3 protein-coding genes are annotated in these 2,506 nt (G+C 73.5%); all 3 read right to left on the bottom strand.

The annotated features are described in order from the left end of the window. Positions 1–189 (bottom strand): hypothetical protein (locus tag AB0C29_RS43150; RefSeq protein WP_360833412.1); only part of this gene is annotated, 189 nt, incomplete at its 3' end. Positions 190–217: 28 nt separating this feature from the next. Further along, on the bottom strand, positions 218–724 hold the full coding sequence (locus AB0C29_RS43145) for a DinB family protein (RefSeq protein ID WP_360833410.1): 507 nt from the start codon (positions 722–724) through the stop codon (positions 218–220). Between the two features lie 7 nt (positions 725–731). Further along, on the bottom strand, positions 732–2,506 hold a 1,775-nt coding region (locus tag AB0C29_RS43140; protein WP_360833408.1), incomplete at its 5' end, for an FtsX-like permease family protein.

Genomic DNA, 2,506 nt, shown 5'->3' with positions numbered 1-2,506 from the left:
GCGGCGCCGGCCAGCAGCCAGCCGAGCCCCGCGCCCACCAGGAATCCGCCCACAGCCAGCACTTTCGCCGCGGTCGAGGTGCCTTCGCCGCCACGACGTCACCGCGACCACGTCCGTGTGGTCGGGCGCCGAGTCGTAGGCGACGACGCCGTCGCCGTCGGGCTCGGGGCAGAAGAACTCGCAGACCATGACCGGGCCGGGCGTGTCGCCAGGGCGCTCAGGCGCCGACCTCGCCGTCGATGCCCTCGCGCAGGAAGTCCGCGTGGCCGTTGTGCCGGGCGTACTCGTGGATCATGTGCAACATCACCAGGCGCAGTGAGACCTTCTCGCCCCACCGCGCCTGGTAGCCCGTCACGTCCAGCGACTCGGCCGCCCGTTCGATGCGGCGGGCGTGCTCGACCTCCTCCTGCCACGCGCCGAACGCCTCGGCCCGGGTGGACGCCGACGCGTCGTACGCCGCCTGGAAGTCACCTTCGGCCGACCAGCGCAGCGGGATGTCCTCGGCGTTGATGACCCGGCGGAACCAGGTGCGCTCGACTTCCGCCATGTGCCGCACCAGGCCCAGCAGAGTCAGCGTGGACGGCGGCATCGAGCGTTGCCGCAGCTCCTCGTCCGACAGGCCCTGGCACTTCATCGCCAGCGTCGCCCGGTGGTAGTCCAGGTAGGCGCGCAGTGTCTCGCGTTCCCCGCCGAGCAGGGGTGGGTCGATCCGGTCGTCCTGCACAGGTCCCTCATTCGTTGCGGGCCGCCTCCGGGCCGGTGATCCGGCGCAGCAGCGGCATCGTGGACGCGATCACGGCGAGCGACGCCGCGAGCCCGGCGACCACGATGACATAGAACGAGATCCCGGGTGGGCTCAGCGACAACCTCATCTGCGCGGTCAGGAACAGATGCGCCGCCAGCAGTCCGGAGCCCAGCGCCACCATCGCGGCGAGCATCAGCGGGGTGACGCTCTCCAGCGCGACCACCCGGCGCAGCGTGCCGAGCGGGACGCCGGTGAGCCGCAGCATGCTGAACGGGCGCTTGCGCTCGCTCAGGCCGCCCGCCACGCTCACCGCCAGGCTGCACCCGGCGATGGCCAGGCTGGCCAGGATCACCACGTCGGCCAGCCGCTTCCAGCCCTCGAAGACCTTGGCCGACTCGGCCATGAACTCCACCTCGGAGTACGGCGAGTAGAGCATCGGGTGGGCCAGCTCCAGGATCGTCCGCGCCCGTTCCAGCGCGGGCGTCGAGCCGTCCGTCAGGGTCACGATCGACTGCGCCTTGAAGGTGCTGAGCCGGGCCGGGTCCACGTCCGCGGCGGGCCACGGACCAGTCCACTCGTCCGGCCCGGTCAGGTCCGGCCACACCCACGCCGTACGGGCCCCGGCGGCACACCGGGTGACCTCCGGCAGCCGGGCGATCTCGTCGCACGAAGCCAACACGTACGGCCGGCCGAAGGAGCCGGGCGGCCCCTCGGGCACCGGCACACTCGGCGGCGGTATCCGGGTCACGGTGATGCCCCGGACACCCGGTTGCGCCGCCAGCCCGGCCGGGACCGGATCGCCGACCGGCGCGGCCGCATCGTCACGGAACAAGGTGAACAGAGCGGCGGAGTCCGGGTCCTGGCTCGGCGTGCCCCGGTCGGCGGCGATCGAACCCATCACGCCGACGGCCACGCTCGTGACGAACAGCGCCAGCACCAGGCCGCTGACCGAACGGAAGCCCGCCCGCGGGTTGTCGGCCAGCCGCCGGGCCGCGATCAGCGAAGCCGGCCGCTTGGCCCGGCGCGCGACCAGGCGGGAGCCGGCCATGGTCAGCCACGGGCCGGCCACGAGCAGGCCGATCATGACGACGAAGATGCCCGGCAGGAAGGCCATGATCTGCCCGTTGGTGGTGCCGGGCCGGCGTCCCACGAAGTACGCCAGCTCGCCCAGGCCGGCCGCGAGCGGGATCAGCCGCCAGGCCCGGGGCGGCCGGGGCGTGACCCGCCGGGTGACCCCCAGCGGGGAGATCTGCACCCGGCGCAGGGCCAGCCGGGCCGCTAGCGCGGCGACCACGGGCACCCCGAGCGCCACGCCGGCGAAGGTCACCGGGTCCAGCGCCAGGTCCTCGGGGAACATCGGTGCGCCGGTGAACGGGATGGCCGCCACCGTGTCCCGGAAGAGGAAGAACAGGACGAAGCCCAGGACCGTACCGGCGAGTGCGGAGACCATGGACTCCACCGCGGACACCGTGGAGACCTGCGCCGGGGTCGCGCCGACCAGCCGCATCGCCGCGAACCGTTGCTCGCGGCGGGTGGCGGCGAGGCGGGTGGCCGTACCGATGAGGATGAACAGCGGGAAGATCAGGGCGGCCGCCACCACCGCCAGGATGAGCTGGAGCCCGGCGGTCGGGATGCCTCGCCAGCAGCCGTTCGGGCACTGCTCCGGCGGGGTCGCCGCGATCGTGCCGACCCGGGAGACACCGGCGCGCCGGGCCAGCTCCGCCGGGGTGTAGCCGACGACGGCGACCAGCGCGTCCGGGG

The sequence above is a fragment of the Actinoplanes sp. NPDC048791 genome (assembly GCF_040650095.1).
Taxonomy (GTDB): Bacteria; Actinomycetota; Actinomycetes; order Mycobacteriales; family Micromonosporaceae; genus Actinoplanes.
Note: the sequence above shows the minus strand (reverse complement) of the source record. Positions and strands in the feature narration are given on the sequence as shown.